This is a genomic window from Chryseobacterium sp. D764 (assembly GCF_019317325.1).
Lineage (GTDB): Bacteria > Bacteroidota > Bacteroidia > Flavobacteriales > Weeksellaceae > Chryseobacterium.
On the sequence record NZ_CP079219.1, the window covers coordinates 2,939,326 to 2,957,590 of the forward strand.

General features: G+C 37.2%; 10 protein-coding genes and 1 riboswitch. Of the genes, 5 read left to right on the forward strand and 5 right to left on the reverse strand.

Annotated elements, in window-relative coordinates:
* The first annotated feature begins 177 nt into the window (after positions 1-177).
* Positions 178-2,961, forward strand: a complete 2,784-nt coding sequence (locus KYG33_RS13320) for a bifunctional aconitate hydratase 2/2-methylisocitrate dehydratase (RefSeq protein WP_077419500.1) — start codon at positions 178-180, stop codon at positions 2,959-2,961.
* 319 nt (positions 2,962-3,280) lie between these two features.
* Positions 3,281-5,548: an aconitate hydratase gene (locus KYG33_RS13325; protein WP_077419580.1), complete on the forward strand. Its 2,268-nt coding sequence runs from the start codon at positions 3,281-3,283 to the stop codon at positions 5,546-5,548.
* A 161-nt stretch (positions 5,549-5,709) separates the two neighbouring features.
* Here the strand turns inward: KYG33_RS13325 and KYG33_RS13330 are convergent, their stop codons facing one another.
* Positions 5,710-6,387 carry a LytR/AlgR family response regulator transcription factor gene (locus KYG33_RS13330; protein WP_219071898.1) on the reverse strand — a complete coding sequence of 226 codons (678 nt, stop codon included), beginning with the start codon at positions 6,385-6,387 and terminating at the stop codon, positions 5,710-5,712.
* On the reverse strand, positions 6,380-7,399 hold the full coding sequence (locus KYG33_RS13335) for a sensor histidine kinase (protein WP_180564763.1): 1,020 nt from the start codon (positions 7,397-7,399) through the stop codon (positions 6,380-6,382). Before KYG33_RS13335 ends, KYG33_RS13330 begins: the two co-directional genes overlap by 8 nt.
* A 191-nt stretch (positions 7,400-7,590) precedes the next feature.
* Here KYG33_RS13335 and KYG33_RS13340 point away from each other — a divergent pair, with 191 nt between their 5' ends.
* Both KYG33_RS13340 and KYG33_RS13345 read left to right on the forward strand, forming a co-directional pair.
* Entirely contained in the window at positions 7,591-9,711 is a 2,121-nt protein-coding gene (locus KYG33_RS13340) for an outer membrane beta-barrel family protein (protein ID WP_219071899.1), read from the forward strand.
* A 24-nt stretch (positions 9,712-9,735) separates the two neighbouring features.
* The gene (locus KYG33_RS13345; protein WP_219071900.1) at positions 9,736-10,575 is read left to right on the forward strand and encodes a DUF5694 domain-containing protein; all 840 of its coding nucleotides are present in this window, start codon (positions 9,736-9,738) and stop codon (positions 10,573-10,575) included.
* A gap of 113 nt (positions 10,576-10,688) precedes the next feature.
* On the opposite strand, the gene KYG33_RS13350 is transcribed toward KYG33_RS13345, so the two are convergent.
* Complete coding sequence (locus KYG33_RS13350) at positions 10,689-13,433, reverse strand: TonB-dependent receptor plug domain-containing protein (RefSeq protein WP_219071901.1); 2,745 nt, start codon at positions 13,431-13,433, stop codon at positions 10,689-10,691.
* Positions 13,434-13,730: 297 nt separating this feature from the next.
* Positions 13,731-13,828, reverse strand: a riboswitch (SAM-I-IV-variant riboswitch).
* Positions 13,829-13,946: 118 nt separating this feature from the next.
* Here KYG33_RS13350 and KYG33_RS13355 point away from each other — a divergent pair.
* Positions 13,947-16,172, forward strand: coding sequence for an outer membrane beta-barrel family protein (locus KYG33_RS13355; protein WP_077419494.1), 2,226 nt, complete (start codon positions 13,947-13,949; stop codon positions 16,170-16,172).
* 109 nt (positions 16,173-16,281) lie between these two features.
* On the opposite strand, the gene KYG33_RS13360 is transcribed toward KYG33_RS13355, so the two are convergent.
* Together KYG33_RS13360 and thiH are read right to left on the reverse strand one after the other, a co-directional pair.
* The gene (locus tag KYG33_RS13360; protein WP_219071902.1) at positions 16,282-16,992 is read right to left on the reverse strand and encodes a HesA/MoeB/ThiF family protein; all 711 of its coding nucleotides are present in this window, start codon (positions 16,990-16,992) and stop codon (positions 16,282-16,284) included.
* Positions 16,993-17,137: 145 nt separating this feature from the next.
* A complete protein-coding gene (gene thiH, locus KYG33_RS13365) occupies positions 17,138-18,256 on the reverse strand; it encodes a 2-iminoacetate synthase ThiH (RefSeq protein ID WP_180564766.1) in 1,119 nt (372 codons plus the stop codon).
* Positions 18,257-18,265: the final 9 nt, after the last annotated feature.

Here is an 18,265-nt window from a genome sequence, read left to right on the forward strand (position 1 = left end):
GGGAACATTTTGAATTGTTTGATAATTTTAAAAAACTTTTAAGAAAGTGTAGATTATGCTGACTTTATTCGGTTAATGTTGCATCAAAATGCGAAAACTCAAAATGTCATTAACTGTATTTGTACAGACCGGTAAAGAAGAAGCAGGCCTACCTTTAATGTTGAAAGACCTTCTATTATGAATATTTATAAGGATTACATCAAAGAGATTGAAGAAAGAAAAACCCAAGGGCTTCATCCAAAGCCTATTGATGGTGCTGAATTACTAAGCGAAATCATTACACAGATTAAAGATTCAGGTAATGCTGACCGATCGGATTCTCTTAAATTTTTCATTTACAACACGCTACCCGGAACGACAAGTGCGGCGGGAGTGAAAGCTAAATTTTTAAAAGAAATTATTCTGGGTGAATCCATAGTAGAAGAAATTTCCCCGGCATTTGCCTTTGAATTATTATCTCATATGAAAGGCGGACCTTCTATTGAAGTGCTGCTGGACCTTGCTTTAGGTAACGATCCGGCTATCGCTAAAGAAGCTGCAGCTGTTCTTAAAACACAGGTTTTCCTTTATGAAGCAGACACAACCCGTCTGAAGGAAGCATTCAACAGCGGTAACGAAATCGCAAAAGAAATTCTTGAAAGCTATGCAAAAGCTGAATTCTTTACGAAACTGCCGGAAGTTGCTGAAGAAATCAAAATAGTAACATTTATTGCCGGTGAAGGAGATATCTCTACAGATTTACTTTCTCCGGGTAACCAGGCCCACTCAAGATCAGACCGTGAACTTCATGGTAAATGTATGATCACTCCTGAGGCTCAGGAAGAAATTAAAGCTTTACAGGCACAGCATCCTGATGCAAGCGTTATGCTTATCGCTGAAAAAGGAACAATGGGTGTAGGTTCATCAAGAATGTCTGGAGTGAATAACGTTGCTCTTTGGACAGGTAAACAAGCCAGCCCCTATGTACCATTCGTAAACATTGCTCCAATTGTAGGAGGAACAAACGGTATTTCTCCGATCTTCCTTACAACAGTAGACGTTACCGGAGGTATTGGTGTTGACCTTAAAAACTGGGTAAAGAAAGTTGATGAAAACGGAAACCCAATTCGTAACGAAAATGGCGACATCGTTCTTGAAGAAGCTTATTCAGTAGCAACAGGAACTGTTTTAACGATTAATACAAAAGAAAAGAAATTATATAACGGCGATAAAGAACTTATCGACCTTACTAAATCTTTCACTCCGCAAAAAATGGAATTCATCAAAGCGGGTGGATCTTACGCTATCGTATTTGGTAAAAAACTACAGACATTTGCAGCTCAGCTTTTAGGAATTGAAGCACCTGCTGTTTTTGCTCCATCAAAAGAAATTTCTCACGAAGGGCAAGGACTTACGGCTGTAGAGAAAATATTCAACAGAAATGCTGTTGGAACTACTCCAGGAAAAGTGTTACACGCTGGTTCAGATGTTCGTGTAGAAGTGAATATCGTTGGATCTCAGGATACAACAGGTCTTATGACTTCTCAGGAACTTGAATCTATGGCTGCAACAGTGATTTCCCCAATCGTTGATGGTGCATACCAGTCAGGATGTCATACGGCTTCTGTTTGGGATAAAAAAGCTCAGGCTAATATTCCGAAACTGATGAAATTCATGAATGAGTTCGGTCTTATTACAGCCCGCGACCCGAAAGGCGAATATCATGCAATGACTGACGTAATCCACAAGGTTCTTAACGACATCACTGTAGATGAGTGGGCCATCATCATTGGTGGTGACTCTCACACAAGAATGTCTAAAGGGGTGGCTTTCGGAGCAGACTCAGGAACAGTTGCTCTTGCATTAGCTACAGGTGAAGCATCTATGCCAATCCCTGAATCTGTGAAAGTAACGTTCAAAGGAAACATGAAAGAACACATGGATTTCCGTGATGTAGTTCATGCAACACAGGCTCAGATGTTGAAGCAGTTTGGAGGAGAAAACGTATTCCAGGGTAGAATCATTGAGGTTCATATTGGTACACTTCCTGCTGACCAGGCATTTACCTTTACAGACTGGACTGCTGAGATGAAGGCAAAAGCTTCTATCAACATTTCTGAAGATAATACTTTGATTGAATCACTGGAAATTGCAAAAGGCAGAATCCAGATCATGATTAATAAAGGTATGGATAACCATAATAAAGTTCTTCAGGGACTAATTGACAAAGCAAACAAGAGAATTGCAGAGATCAGATCAGGAGAAAAACCTGCTTTGACTCCGGATGCAAATGCTAAATATTATGCTGAAGTAGTTGTAGATCTTGATGTAATTGTAGAACCTATGATTGCTGACCCAGATGTAAATAACGACGATGTATCTAAGAGATATACTCACGATACCATCAGAGACCTTTCTTATTATGGAGGTGAGAAAAAAGTAGACCTTGGTTTCGTAGGATCTTGTATGGTTCACAAAGGTGACCTTAAGATTGTTTCTCAAATGCTTAGAAACATTGAAAAACAACAAGGAAAGGTAGAGTTTAATGCTCCTCTTGTAGTAGCAGCACCTACTTACAACATCATTGATGAATTAAAGGCAGAAGGAGACTGGGAATTACTGGAAAAATATTCAGCTTTTGAATTTGATGATAATGCTCCAAAAGGAGAAGCTCGTGTTGAATATAAAAACGTAATGTACCTTGAGCGTCCCGGATGTAACCTTTGTATGGGTAACCAGGAAAAAGCAGCTAAAGGAGATACAGTATTAGCAACTTCTACACGTCTTTTCCAGGGAAGAGTAGTTGAAGATTCTGAACGTAAAAAAGGTGAATCTTTACTTGCTTCAACTCCGGTTGTAGTTCTTTCTGCGATCATTGGAAGAATTCCTAATATTGATGAATACAAAGCTGCCGTTGAGGGTATTGACCTTACCACTTTTGTACCTTCTATTAAAGAATTAACAAGTACAAGTGCTCACTAAGAGATTTACACATACGTCGTAAGACTATTGAAAATTATATAATTGGAAGATTTTAGTCCTTTGGGATTTAAAATCTTCCTATTTTTTGTTTAGAACGTTTCTATTTTAAGATAGTTACGTTTTTTTTTCGATAAAATCCGGAAAATAGATTCTATTTTTTCTTAAATTGAAAGTTATAAAATCTATTGATTTTGGAATCAAAAACAACCCTGTTTATGGATTATAGGAACGTTTTTTGATATATAAAAAAGTGATTTTTCTTTTTCAGACAGTAGAAAAGGAAGCATTAAACGGAAAAAGAACAAAACTAAAATACGATATGACTTTTGATATTGATATGATCAAAAAGGTGTACGAGCGTTACCCGGAAAGAATTGCTGCAGCAAGACAAACCGTAGGAAAACCTCTTACCCTTTCAGAAAAAATCCTTTACACCCACCTTTGGGAAGGAAATGCTACACAGGCTTATGAAAGAGGAAACTCTTATGTAGACTTCGCTCCAGACAGAGTAGCAATGCAGGATGCCACTGCACAGATGGCGCTTTTACAGTTCATGCAGGCAGGAAAAACTAAAGTTGCCGTTCCTTCCACAGCTCACGCGGATCACCTGATACAGGCAAAAGTAGGAGCTGATAAAGATTTACAGGAAGGAATCAACAAAAACTCTGAGGTATTCAACTTTCTAAGTTCTGTATGTGATAAATACGGAATCGGATTCTGGAAACCGGGAGCAGGTATCATTCACCAGGTTGTACTGGAAAATTATGCCTTCCCTGGAGGGATGATGATTGGGACAGATTCACACACTGTAAATGCAGGAGGACTGGGAATGGTAGCAATAGGTGTTGGTGGTGCTGATGCGGTAGACGTAATGGCAGGAATGGCCTGGGAGCTTAAAATGCCTAAACTTATCGGGGTAAAATTAACCGGTAAAATGAGCGGATGGACTTCTGCAAAAGATGTTATTCTGAAAGTAGCAGGAATCCTTACCGTAAAAGGAGGAACCGGATGCATCGTAGAATATTTCGGTGAAGGGGCAGAATCTCTTTCTGCAACAGGTAAAGGTACAATCTGTAACATGGGTGCTGAAATTGGGGCTACAACTTCTACTTTCGGATACGATGATTCTATGAGAAGATATCTTGCTGCTACCGGAAGACAGGATGTAGTGGATGCTGCGGATAAAATTGCTGAGCATTTAACAGGAGATGCAGAAGTATATGCAAACCCTGAACAATATTTCGACCAGTTAATAGAAATCAACCTTTCTGAACTGACGCCTCACTTAAACGGACCTTTCACTCCGGATCTGGCAACTCCGGTTGCAGAATTCAGAGCTAAAGCTGAAGCTAACGGATGGCCTTTGGAAGTTGAATGGGCACTTATCGGTTCTTGTACCAACTCTTCTTATGAAGATTTATCAAGAGCTGCTTCCATTGTAGAAGATGCCGTATCAAAAGGTGTAAAACCTAAAGCCATCTTAGGAATCAACCCGGGTTCTGAACAGGTAAAATTTACAGCTGAAAGAGACGGATTCTTAGATTCTTTCAGGAAATTTGAAAACGCAAGAATCTTTACCAACGCTTGTGGACCATGTATTGGACAATGGGACAGAGAAGGTGCTGAAAAAGGAGAGAAAAACTCTATTATTCACTCTTTCAACAGAAACTTCGCCAAAAGAGCTGATGGTAACCCAAATACCCATGCATTTGTAGCCTCTCCTGAAATGGTAGCTGCTGTTGCGATCTCAGGCAGACTAGATTTTAACCCGATTACAGATACTTTAACTAACGAAGCAGGCGAGCAGGTAAAACTTGACGAACCTAAAGGCTATGAACTTCCTTCAAAAGGATTTGCGGTAGATGATAATGGATATCAGGCTCCATCTGAAGATGGTTCCAGTGTTGTTGTGAATGTAAGTCCTACTTCAGACAGACTTCAGTTATTAGAAGAATTCCCGGCTTGGGATGGTAAAAACATTGAAGGAGCTAAGGTATTGATCAAAGCTTTCGGAAAATGTACTACTGACCACATTTCTATGGCCGGACCATGGTTGAAGTACAGAGGTCACTTAGATAATATCTCAAACAACATGTTGATCGGAGCTGTAAATGCTTACAACATGGAAACCAATAAAGTTAAAAATGAATTAACCGGTGAATACGGTGAGGTTCCGGCTGTACAGAGAGCTTACAAAGCGGCAGGCGTTCCAACAATCGTTGTAGGAGACCAGAACTACGGTGAAGGTTCTTCAAGAGAACACGCTGCCATGGAACCTAGACACCTTGGTGTGAAAGCTGTATTGGTAAAATCATTCGCGAGAATCCATGAAACCAACCTTAAAAAACAAGGTATGCTTGGAATCACTTTCGCTAATGAAGCTGATTATGATAAAATCAAGGAAGATGATACAGTTAACTTCTTAGATCTTGACCAGTTTGCTCCAGGAAAACAGTTGACTTTAGAATTCGTTCATGCTGACGGAACTAAAGATATCATCATGGCAAACCATACTTATAACAATCAGCAGATTGAGTGGTTTAAAGCGGGTTCTGCGCTTAACCTAATCAAACAACAGGAAAAATAAAATTAATTGTTAGATTAATTAATATAAAGGCGGCTTCAATTGAAGTCGTCTTTTTTATTTTCATACCAAAAATTCCTGCTAATAAATTCAATAGGAGCGGACTTTAGTCCGCTTTTAAAATTATAAAATACATCTGGCTTTAGCCAAAACTTACAATTTTCTTACTTTAATCTATCCAGAAGATTTGTTCTATAGCTTTCCCCGATAGGAATTTCAAACTCAGGAAGAACAACTTTTTTTGCCCCAATACTTTTGATTTTATCCAAATTGACAATGAAAGATTTATGAATCCGCACAAATTTTTCAGAAAGCTGACTTTCCATTGATTTAAGAGTATCCAGAACAATAAACTCATCATTTTCTGTCCGGATATTGACGTAGTCCTTGATACTTTCTACGTATAAAATCTCATGAAAGCCGATACGATGCCTTTGTCCGGAGGATTTCACAAAGAAATGGGTGCTTTCTTCCTGTGGAAAAGAAAACCGCTCCTGAGCTTTTAATACACTCTTTTGAAACCTTTCAAAGGAGATAGGCTTCAGAAGATAATCCACAACGTTATGTTCATATCCTTCCAACGCATATTCCGAATACGCTGTAGTCAGAATATACTTTTGATCAGGTCCAACAATCTTCATAAAATTGATTCCCGTAAGCTCCGGCATCTGAATATCCAGAAAGATGAGATCCGAATCGTTTTTCTGCAGATATTCTAAAGCCAGAATTGGATTCTCTGTAGTGAAAACCAGTTCAAGAAAAGGAATTTTCTCTACATAATGCTCCAGCAAAGAGATTGCCAGCGGCTCATCATCAACGATAATACATTTTATCTTATTCATGCCGTAAATCAATTTTTAAATCTACAATAAATTCCGTTTCTGAATTTTTGATCTCAAGCTGATGTTTAGGATAAAGGATTTCCAGTCTTTTTTTCACATTCTGAATTCCTATTCCAGACACGGTATCTTTCATTTTCTGTGTTTTAAAATTTAAAAGATAAAAATGCAGAATCTTATCATGATCAGAGATTTTCATTTCAAAACCTTTATCACGAAAATCACCATGTTTGAAAGCATTCTCTACAAAAGGAACCAACAGCATCGGTGAAATTTTAAGTTGTGGATACTGAATATCTTTTTCTATATTCAACAGTTCAGGATTTCTGATTCTAAGCTTTTCCAGTGCAATTAAACTGTCAATATATCCAATTTCCTTATCCAGAGAAATCGAGTCTTTTTCTAGATCTTTTGTACTGTACCTCAGTAATTGGCCAAGTTCCTCAATGGCAGGAAGTGCTTTATCTGATTTTTGATATACGAGAGAATAGATATTATTCAATGAATTAAAAATAAAATGAGGATTGATCTGGGTTTTCAACGCCTGAAGTTCTGCCTGTTTTTTTTCAATCAAAAGCTGCTTTTTGTCATTTTCGGCAACACCATATTTCTCTACGATCCACAGGATTCCTGCAATGAAAACAGTCAATGATGCATTGTAGATATTATCCGTCAAATAATATAAAAGTCCGGTATCTTTATTATAATTTCTGAATCCAAGGGTAATAGGAAGCAGCACTTCTTCTATTCCATACCGAATTACACCAAAGCTTAAAATAGAGATCAAAAAAACTAAAACAGCAGAATAAAGTTTCTCCAGATTTAATACTTTCGGAATAATAACCAGATACAAAAGATAAAAAGTAGAGATTTCTGTAATAAAATAAGTAAAGTTCAGCACATATGATTCAAATCCTCTCCGCTCAGGAAAAAAGAAATAAGGTGTAATGTTGTTTCCTATAAAATTGAAACTCCAATAAAAAATCTGAAGCCAGATAATTTGCTTTTTATTCATATTCAAATATAATTCTATACCCCCACAATTCATCAACCCTTTTCGATAAAAACCTGTTTTTTTCCGACGAAACTATTTTGACATGTATAATCTCAGGCTTCATCTAAATGCTATTTCCAATGGAAGGCTCTTCCTATACTTTTGTCAGAGAAATTCAACATAAAGATCATTTAATCTGTCATTACTAACCTATGAAAAAGCATCTTTTATTTATAACCGCCCTTGCTTGTTCTTTTACAACAGCACAAACAAAAGACACTGCTAACGTCAACAAAATTGAGGCAGTAACGATGAATGGCAAAAAAATTCTGGTAGAGCGTAAAGTGGACCGCCTGGTTTATAATGTTCAGAATTCTATGCTTTCACAGGGAAGTTCGGGAACCGAGGTCTTAGCCGGCACTCCTTTATTACAGGTGGATGAAAATAAAGGTCTTTCTATTGCCGGAAAAAACGGAGTTTCTGTGATGGTGAATGACAGGATGCTGAATCTTTCCGGATCTGAACTGATTAATTATCTGAGAAATCTTCGTTCTGAAAATATATTGAAAATAGAAGTGATCACCACTCCACCCGCCAAATATGAAGCACAGGGAAATAGCGGAATCATTAATATTGTCCTTAAAAAGAATCAGAATCTTGGATGGAACGGTTATCTGACGACCAGTTATACTCAAAAAACATATGCCGGCTTCAGCAGTGTGGCAGGAGTGAATTATCAGAATGAAAAAATAAAAGCCTCCGTAAAAGTAATGGGCTATGACGGAGATAAAAGATCAGTAGAAAAATATAATATTATTGGCCAAAGTTCTTCTGTCAGCAAGGATGACAGAAGGGATATGAATGACGGGCTCGGTCTGAATGCCAATTTTGATTATTCGCTTTCTAAAAATTCCAATATCGGATTGGTATACGATATTACAAAGGGGCATACGAATATGGATATCACTTCAACACAAAGTTACTTTACAGATGGTACGCCTACTTTACAAACAGAGACGAATTCAAAGCATCGTTCTCCTTTTACAACCCAAATGCTTAATCTGTATTTTGACCAGAAATTTGGAGAGCATAAGCTAAGTTTCGGAGTCAATTATTATGGAAATTTACCTGATACGGAAGTTAATTTTACAACAAGAAATGTCACCAGCAACGCAACACAGGTCGTGAGAAATCTTTCTTCGGTAGATTATAAGATCTATTCCGGACAGGCTGACTTAACTTTAAATTTCAAAAAAATTCAGTTAGAAACCGGTACGAAATACAGCCAGTTTTCCAATAATTCGGATATTGGATATTTTAATTTCATCAATGGAAATTATATCACAGATCCTGCAAAGAGCAATCTTTTTGATTATAACGAAAAGAATTATGCAGCTTATATCAGTGCCAGTAAAGATTTTGGTGAAAAATGGTCTGTAAAGGCAGGACTCCGTTATGAATATTCACAAACCAGCGGTTTCTCCCTTACTACACAGTCAAAATCTGAGAATAATTACGGAAAGTTTTTCCCGACAGCTTATTTATCTTATAAAGCCAATGAAAATAATCAGTTCAGCATTAATTATTCCCGAAGAATCAACCGTCCTTATTTCCGGGCTTTAGATCCGTTCCGATGGTATTCCAATCCTAATACATATTATGCCGGAAATCCAAGCCTGCAACCCTCTTTTAATCATAATATTGAGTTCAATTATATTTTTAAAAGTAAATTTTCTGCGAATGTTTATTACCAAAGAACTACGAATAATTTTGACCAGATTTCATTCCTGAACGGCATTGACCTTACCAGTACCTATGAAAATTATTATAATCAGAACGTGTACGGGATCAATTTCAATTACACAGATACGTTTTTCAAAATCTGGGAAAGTAATATCTCAACTTCGTTCAGTTACAATGAGACCCAGATTACAAGATTCAATCTGATTCCTAAAAACGGACAGTCATTTTATTATTCCCTCAACAATACTTTTCAGCTGAATAAGGCGAAAACATTCATGCTGTTTGTCAACTACTGGCAGAATCTGCCTTCACGTGACGGATATATTGCAGCAAAAAACAGAGCAAGCATTGATGCAGGAGTAAAGATGAGTTTTGCGGAAAAGGCTCTTCAGGTCAACCTTTCGGTGAGTGATATTTTCAGGCAGTCTGGTTTTAAGGCAGATATGTATTTCACAGATAATACACAGTCATTCAACAACTATTGGGATGCCAGAAGACTGGCACTCAGCATCACTTACAATTTTGGAAATCAGAAAGTAAAATCTAATAAAAGAGTGGTGGATTTTGAAGAGAAAAACCGTGCTCAATAATTTAATAACAAAAAAAATAAACCTATGAAAACCTTCATTTATATTCTTCTACTATGCATTCCCACATTCTTTTTTGCTCAAAAGAAGCCTTCGGACTATTTCAAAAATCCAAAAACCAAAGTCCTTGTTGTAGGGTCTTTCCACTTTGACTATCCTAATCTTGATGCTCATACAACCAATAAGGAAGATCAGATAGATGTTCTTTCACCTAAAACTGCAAAGGAAGTTGCTGAACTTGTAGAATATATCAAGAAATTTAAACCTACTAAGATTGCTATTGAAGCCTGGCCAAACTGGAATGCAAACCAAAAACTGAAGGAGTATGGTGAGGGAAAACACAGAGAAGAAAGAGACGAACGCTATCAGCTTGCTATGCGCATCGCCAATGAACTTAAAGTCAACGAACTGTTCAGTATAGATGCAGAATCTATCTGGAATGATCTCCAGACAAAATTTGGGAAAACAGATTCTACATTTTTTAATAACCTCAGCAAAGATTATGATTTTAAAAGTGATGGTGCAATTTCCCAACAGTTTATCAGCTTCTTCAAGAGTTCTGAACCTAAAAATTTCAAATCACTTTTAGACACATTTACCTACATGAATTCTAAAGAAAGTCATCAGTATGGATATGGAGCTTACCTGAGTGGAGATTTTACACTTAGAGAATTTGATGGAGCAGATATGCTTGCCTTGTATTGGTACAGCAGAAACCTGAGAATGTTCCGCAATATTCAGAAGATTCCTCACAACAGTGAAGACAGAATTCTTGTGATAGCCGGAAATGGCCATGCAGCAGTACTAAGACAGCTTTTCTCTTCTTCCGCCGAATATGATTTTATTGAATTTTCTTCACTGAAATAAATAAAATTAGAATAATCACCCTAATAGATAATTCATTCTTTATGGTGTAATAGAATATAAAAAAACAGAGATATCTTCTCTGTTTTTTTATTAAATTTTCTAAGCTTTATTTATTAGAATCTGAATTCAATTCTTGCAAATAAGAACCTTCCACCAATACCATACTGAGAAACCTGTCTTGAATATACAAACTGGTTATCAGCTGTTAATGAATTTATATTCAGGCTTTTAGAAGGCAGTATATTCAATATATTATTGCTCCCGATAGTTGCTGAAATATTTTTATTAAAATCATATCCTACAGATAAATCAGTTATCAAACGATTATTAAGAATGAAGTGCTCTGTACTTCCTGTTACTCCGTCAAAATTAGCATCTAAAACATCGGCATCTGTCACTTTACCGAAGAAAGAATTACGCAGTAGGAAAGTAAATCCGGAAACTCTTAACGTATTGGATAAGGTAGCTTTTACGCGTGGTACAGCTTCTTCAAAATATACTCTGTTCGGTTCTGAGAAATAATTATCAATCTGGCTTACTAATTTAGGTGACGCATGGATATCTCCGATTCTTTTGGTCTGATTAAGATTAAGGCCGAAGTTATTCTCCAAAGAAATCCCTGATGAGATTTTTGAATTCTGAGAAATGGTAATATCCAGCCCTTTCGTCTGAGAGTCCACCGCATTGGCAAAAAAATTGGCAGCACTTGCCCTTGCAAGATCAAAAGCGTCCTGAAGAACTGCCTGATCCGAACCTGGGGTAAAATTACCATTAGGGCGGAAAAAAAGATCTGTCAATACTACTCTGTCCTTAATCTTTATTAAATAAGCATCTGCTGTGAAAGTCAGGCTTAATGACGGAATCTTCCATGTAATTCCTGTGCTGTAGGATTGTGAGGTTTCCTGTTTCAATTTTGGAATACCCAATGCCTGTGCTGCTTCAGAATTGTTTCTGAAAGTACCTACCTGTGTAGTTTTTCCCTGTTGAATCAGTGTAGAAGTAGAACTATAATAGATTTGTGCTAAAGATGGTGCTCTAAACCCCGTAGAAACAGCACCTCTCCAGTTTAGATTGGGAGCCAGCTTTACATTGGTTGCCAGCTTATAATTGAATGTAGATCCGAAGTCTGAATAATTCTCATATCGTAAAGCTCCTTCCAGCAGCCATCCGTCAGTAACCTCCAGCTCTGCATCTGCATAAGCCGCAATACTGTTTCTGTTTCCGGAGACTGCATTTTCCGGACTAAACCCTGGGAAAACCTGAGCTCCGGCCGGTCTTATATTTCCAAAGAAATCGGTTACTTTTTCATTTTCAGGGGTTTTAGCGGTTACCACACGTCCATAAATATCATAAGAAGCATAAGAATTTTCCTTTCCAACATTTACTTTATAGTTTTCGTGTCTGTATTCACCTCCAAATGCAATGTTCAATCCTTTCAGGACATCATATTTTTTGGAAAAGTCAAGGTTGATGGTATTTTGTGAAAACTCAGAGCCTCCGGCATCAAAAGTTCTTGGAGAACTGTCTGTAAGTGATGCATTAAAGGTATTTACCACCCCAAAACTGAAGACGTTTTTCCCGAATGTATTACTGAAGTCCACATTCCAGCCATTCCATTTCCCTTTGATTCCTGCAGCGAGAGAATAATCATTTACGGTTGCTTCAATCTGAGGAAGATATCCGTTGGGAGTCACTGCATTGATGTTTCTTTCAGTATTAGGAAGTCTGTAAAATCCTCCGGCATTTCCAAGGCGGTAGCTGTAACCTCCAAATGAGTAAACCTTCCATTCCTCATTAACAGGAATTTCAGAATTAAAGAAGAGCTGTCCGGATTGCAGCTTAGACTGTCCTGCTCTCAGACTGAAATCTTTTCTCTCTAATCCTCTGTAATTAAGTTCCTGGGAGGTAAAATCTTTACCTAATAATTTTTGAAGGTCCGAAATACTATTTGCTCCCGAAATCTGAGACTGAAAATCCGGTGCAAAATATCCAACCTTACCTGCATATTGTTTAATTGTATTGATAATCTGCTGAGTATTGGAAGTATTGGTAATATTTTTATACAACCCATCAATATTCACTCCATCCTGTAATGCTCTGTAATTAATGGCATTATAGGCATTGAAGATATCTCCTTCTCTTACTCCGGCTCTGGAATAAGGGTCTCGGTATTGGGCAGAACCTGTAACGTTAAAAAATCCGGTCTGTCCAATTTTAGCTCCATAATTAAGGTCTACAGAAATGGTCTGTCCATCCACTCCTCCGGAGAAATTATTGGCAACAGGTGAAGCATATCCACCTAAAAACACCTGTCCGGAAAGCCCCAATCTTTTTTTCAATCCAAGGTTAACGACTCCAGCAATGGCATCAGAACCATATTGGGCAGAAGCTCCATCTCTTAAAACCTCAATTTTTTCTAAAGCAAAAGCTGGAATAGCATTAAGATCGGTTCCCACAGATCCTCTTCCCGGTGTGAGGGTAACATTAATCAATGAAGACTGGTATCTTCTTTTTCCATTGAGTAAAACTAAAACCTGATCCGGACCTAAACCTCTTAAAAGAGCAGGATCTACAAAGTCAGTTCCATCGTTAACCGTGTGAGAAGTGGATGAAAATGAGGGTACAATATAATTTAAGGCCTGGCTGATACTATTAGTCGGGCTCTGTTTTAAAACTTTTGATATATTAATGATGTCTACCGGAACAGGTGTATCTGTCAATGATCTTCCGGAACCTCTTGATCCAAGGATGACTACATCTTCTATTTTCTTAGATTGTAACGTGTCCGTCTGTGCGTAATAAAATGTAGAAATAAGCGCAATAGAAGGAACAAATATTTTTTTCTTGAAATTATACATGTTATTTGTTGTTTACTTTTTGTTGTTAAAAATTGTTTTTTGAGCAATACAAATCCCGTATCCCTAAATTTTAAGGTTACATAAATGTTCGAAATGTTTGTATTATTTTTTAGAAATAGAAAAGGCTAGAAGCAACAACACATGCGCATATAGAAATGGCATGAAAACATATGGGAATAATGAAGATTCACTTCATGATCCGAAGAATAAAAGATAACTGATGTAAGGAGATTTCCCTTGTCTTTAAACATTTGAATTTAACTTTAAAACAAAAATTCAAGATGGGATAATAATAGAATGATAAACATTTTTTCCGGAAGATCCGGCTTATCGATTGCAGCACCTTGCTTGTTTTTGCAGGTTGCTATCCCATCTAGAGATTCTTGATAATTACCCGGCAAAGATATAATTATTTCGTAAATAAAAAAATATTTAACCTAAAATTCGATTTTCAACATTTTAGCGTAACAAATTATCTTTTTCAGCGTCTAACCGGATATCAGTAAAAACATTATGAAAAAAACGATTTTCGCGTTATCCTTATTAAGCTCTGTTTTTGTCTTTTCACAGGAAAAAAACAACAAACCTCAGGAAAAGCAGATTGAAGGTGTAGTCATCACCAAAACTAAAAAAGCAGTTGAACAAAAGGCAGACCGTACTATTTTTGACTTTTCCGAGCAACCTCAGCTGAACAACGGAAACGTATTGGAAGGAATAAAAAAGCTTCCTGGACTGGTATCTACCGACATCGCAGGAATGATGTACCAGGGAAAAATGCTGGAAGTATATCTTAACGGAAGACCTCTGAACATCACATCCAATGAATTGAACTCCTTTCTTGAAGGAATGCCTGCCAATTCTGTAGAAAGAATTGAGGTAATCACTCAACCCGGCGCTGAATTTCCGGCTACATCCGGAGGTGCAATCATGAATATCATCACGAACAAAAATGCCAATAAATATTTAACTGCTACGTATTCCGGAAATTATTCTTTCACAAATTATGACAAGTATAGAAGCAGAACGACCAACTCCGTTAATTTAAATGCCAGAAATAAATATTTCGGATGGCAGCTGAATGTTGGTCAAAACTACCGTGAAAGTATGCTGAACGGCCAACAGGATGAGCTTTTAACAAGTCATACCGACAGATACGGACGTGGGTATTTTGCAAAATCAGGATTGACTTTTGATTTAGGACAGGACAGATTATTATTAAACTACGATATTTACCACAATAATAATGACAATTATACTTTAAGTAACGGTCATGGAGATTTACCTTTTCAGAACAATCCAAAGGATTTAAGAGAAGCTTTTTATACATCTTCTGATGTGGCCCATACCAATAGCTTGAGACAGGAAGCTGTTGTAACGTATCAGAAACGTTTTGCTGACAAATCTCAAAAACTGGACTTTCAGTTTGGCTACACAAGATCAGACAGTAAATTCTCTCAGGACAATTATTTTCAGGATGGTATATTTGCTGCAGCTCCCAATCCACCAATTAACAGTGCAATGAGTGGCTTAAAAGATATTCTGAACAATGAATCTGTAATGAATATTGCCAACTTTAAAGTAGATTATGCCCAGCCTATCAAGCTTCTTGATGGTGGAAAGGTAAGCTTTGGAGGATTGTATGAAAAACAGGATTATGATACGGAAAGTTTTGGCTTGACGAATCTTGAATATCAAAGACAAACTGCTTCTACCTATTTGGAGTTTCAGGCTAAACTGAAAAAGTTTGACTTCACATTGGGTTCCCGTGCGGAAAACTATGACATTTCGGGGGTAACAAGATATTTCGATAAAGATGCAAAACTGGTGGAAGCGAATTTGATTCCTTTCAATAAATTTAAATTTTTCCCGAACGCGAGTGTACAGTATAACATGATGAATCAGGTTTATATTGCTGCGAATTACAACAGAAAAATCAGCTTACCAAGTATTTCTGCCCTGAACCCGAATAACGTAACGTTCTCCGGACCAAGTACGGAAGTTAATGGTAACCCGAATCTACAACCTACTATTTTTGATAATTATGAATTGAAAATTTCAGCTTTTGATTATGCATTTATCGGGTATAGCGTAAGTTCAGCAAACAATCAGGTGGCACAGATCATCCGAAAAGACGGAAGAAAACTCTACAACGAGCAGGTGAATATTTCAAATATGAAAATTCATAACTTCAACGTGGGATTACCGGTTCCTTTTATGATTTTCAGCAAGCCTTTGAGCGAAATCATGAAGTTTGATTTTAATCCTGATAAAATTAACTTCATGTACTTATATGCTGGTTACCAGAAACATGAAATCGACAATCTGAATAATAAAGGATTTTGGATTTTCAATATTATGACTCAGATTCTTCTGCCTAAAGACATCAAAATGACAGCCAATTACAGCTATCTGACTCCAAAGGCAGGATATTTCTATTTCACGGCAGAGAAACCATTCAACAACTCTCTTGATATTACGCTGACGAAGAAGTTTATGAACAACCGTCTGACGCTTTCAGTTTTTGCGAATGATATTTTCAACGGACAGATGATGCAGGTACGTTCTAATCCGCCATCAGGAACTCCGGTCATGATCAGCAGCAAGTATGACACAAGGAATTTCGGATTTTCTATCAATTATAAAATTCCGACAAGAAATAAACTGGCGAAAGAGGATCCCAATATCCTGAACCAGACTAAAAAAGAAGATAACGGAGGCGTAATGCAGCAGGCACAATAATTCTTAAGATAAATAAAAGAGGCAGTAATAATTTTTACTGCCTCTTTCTATTGATATTGAATTAGTGTTATTGGTGAAAATATTAGCGATATTAGTGTTTATATTTACATCAGAAATCTATCGTCTGAAATCTCCAGTTCAGCGTGTCTACCAATGTCAACTGATTGACAATTATTGGAAGATCAGTGATGATTTTTAAGGTCTGAAGAGCCATCATACTTCCTATTATTCCGGGAAGAGCTCCCAATACACCAAGACTGTCACAATCCGGCATATCTTCATCAGAAGGAGGTTCCGGAAATAGATCTCTCAGATTTTTACTTCCATTATGATTGAACACGGCAACCTGTCCTGAGAATCCCAGAATACTTCCATAGACCAAAGTTTTTTTCAATTTTATACAGGTATCATTCACCAGATATCTTGTGGAAAAATTGTCTGACCCGTCTACAATTACATCGTACTGAGAAAGGATGTCTTCAGCGTTATTTTTATTTATTTTCTCTTCAATTCCTGTAAATGTAACCTGATGATTAAGCTTTTCTACAAATGTTTCGGCGCTCTTCACTTTGGATACGCCTACGCTGTTTTCAGTATAAATGATCTGTCTGTTCAGATTATGAATTTCAACCTCATCAAAATCTGCAACACCTAAAGTTCCCACTCCTGCAGCGGCCAGATATTGAATAATGGGACTTCCCAAACCTCCCGCTCCTATGACAAGGACTTTTGAAGCCATGAGTTTCTTTTGTCCTTTCAGTCCTATCTCTTCTATAAATATCTGCCGGCTGTATCGCGAAAAATGATCTTCTTTTTTCATACTTTATGATAATTGAACCATTAAGATTCTTTAAGTTTTTAAGGAAAATTAAGCTGAGCTTTGCTTTAAGAAGATATGGCCTTAAAATCTTCGATTTTTCTTAATTTAGCTTCAGCTCTTCAAAGTTCTTAATGGTTTTAAAAGTTTAAAATCCATTATACACAGAATCCCAGTCTTTCATCACAGGATCGTAGCCCGCTTTTTTAATCATAATTCTGATCTCATCCATGCTTCGTTCGTCACTGGTTTCAAACTGCTCCAGAGATTCTTTATCAACAGCATACCCTCCGGGATTGGTTTTTGAGCCTGCACTCATGGCTGTAGCTCCCAGAGATACAATATTATTTCTAAAGACCTCATTTTCTCTGGTGGAAATGGAAATCTCAAGGTCTTCATTCCAGATTCTGTAGGCACAAATGAGCTGAAGAAGATCTTTGTCTTCCATAATAAAATTAGGTTCAATAATTCCTTCTGCCGGTCTGAGTCTTGGGAATGAAACCGAAAACTTACTTTTCCAATATTGTTTTTGAAGATAATCGATATGTAATGCGTTGAAAAAACTATCAACCCTCCAATCTTCAAGTCCAAGGAGAACTCCTAGCCCAATTTTATGAATTCCCGCCCGTCCTATTCTGTCCGGAGTTTCCAGACGGAAATGGAAATTTGATTTTTTACCTTTCGGATGATATTCTCTGTAAACATCCTGATGATAGGTTTCCTGATATACCAATACGGAATGTGCTCCTTCTTCATGAAGCAGTTTATATTCTTCTTCCATTAAAGGTTGAACTTCAATGGAAATATTGGAAAAATGAGGTTTTAACTTTCGGACAGCATTCTGAAAGTAGGGAACTCCCACTATTTTATTGGCTTCACCGCTTACCAGCAGTACATGATTCACACCCATTGATTTCAGAACTGATGCTTCAATCATCAGTTCTGTATCGGAAAGAGTTTTTCTTTTCAGATTATTATCAAGACTGAATCCACAATAGGTACAGATATTCTGACATTCATTACTGAGATAGAGCGGAGCATACAACTGAATGGTTTTTCCGAATCGTTTTTGGGTAAGTGCCTGTGTCATTCCTGCCATCAGTTCCAATTCCTGAGAAGCCACCGGTGACAGAAGATTCAGGAAATCATCAAGGGTTTTATTCTTTTTCTGAAGACTGGATCTTACATCAAACAGGTTTACTTTTTCAAGCTTACTCCTTACCTCCTCCCATTGATAGCGTTCAAAAACATCTTTAAAGCTTTTCATAATCCTGAT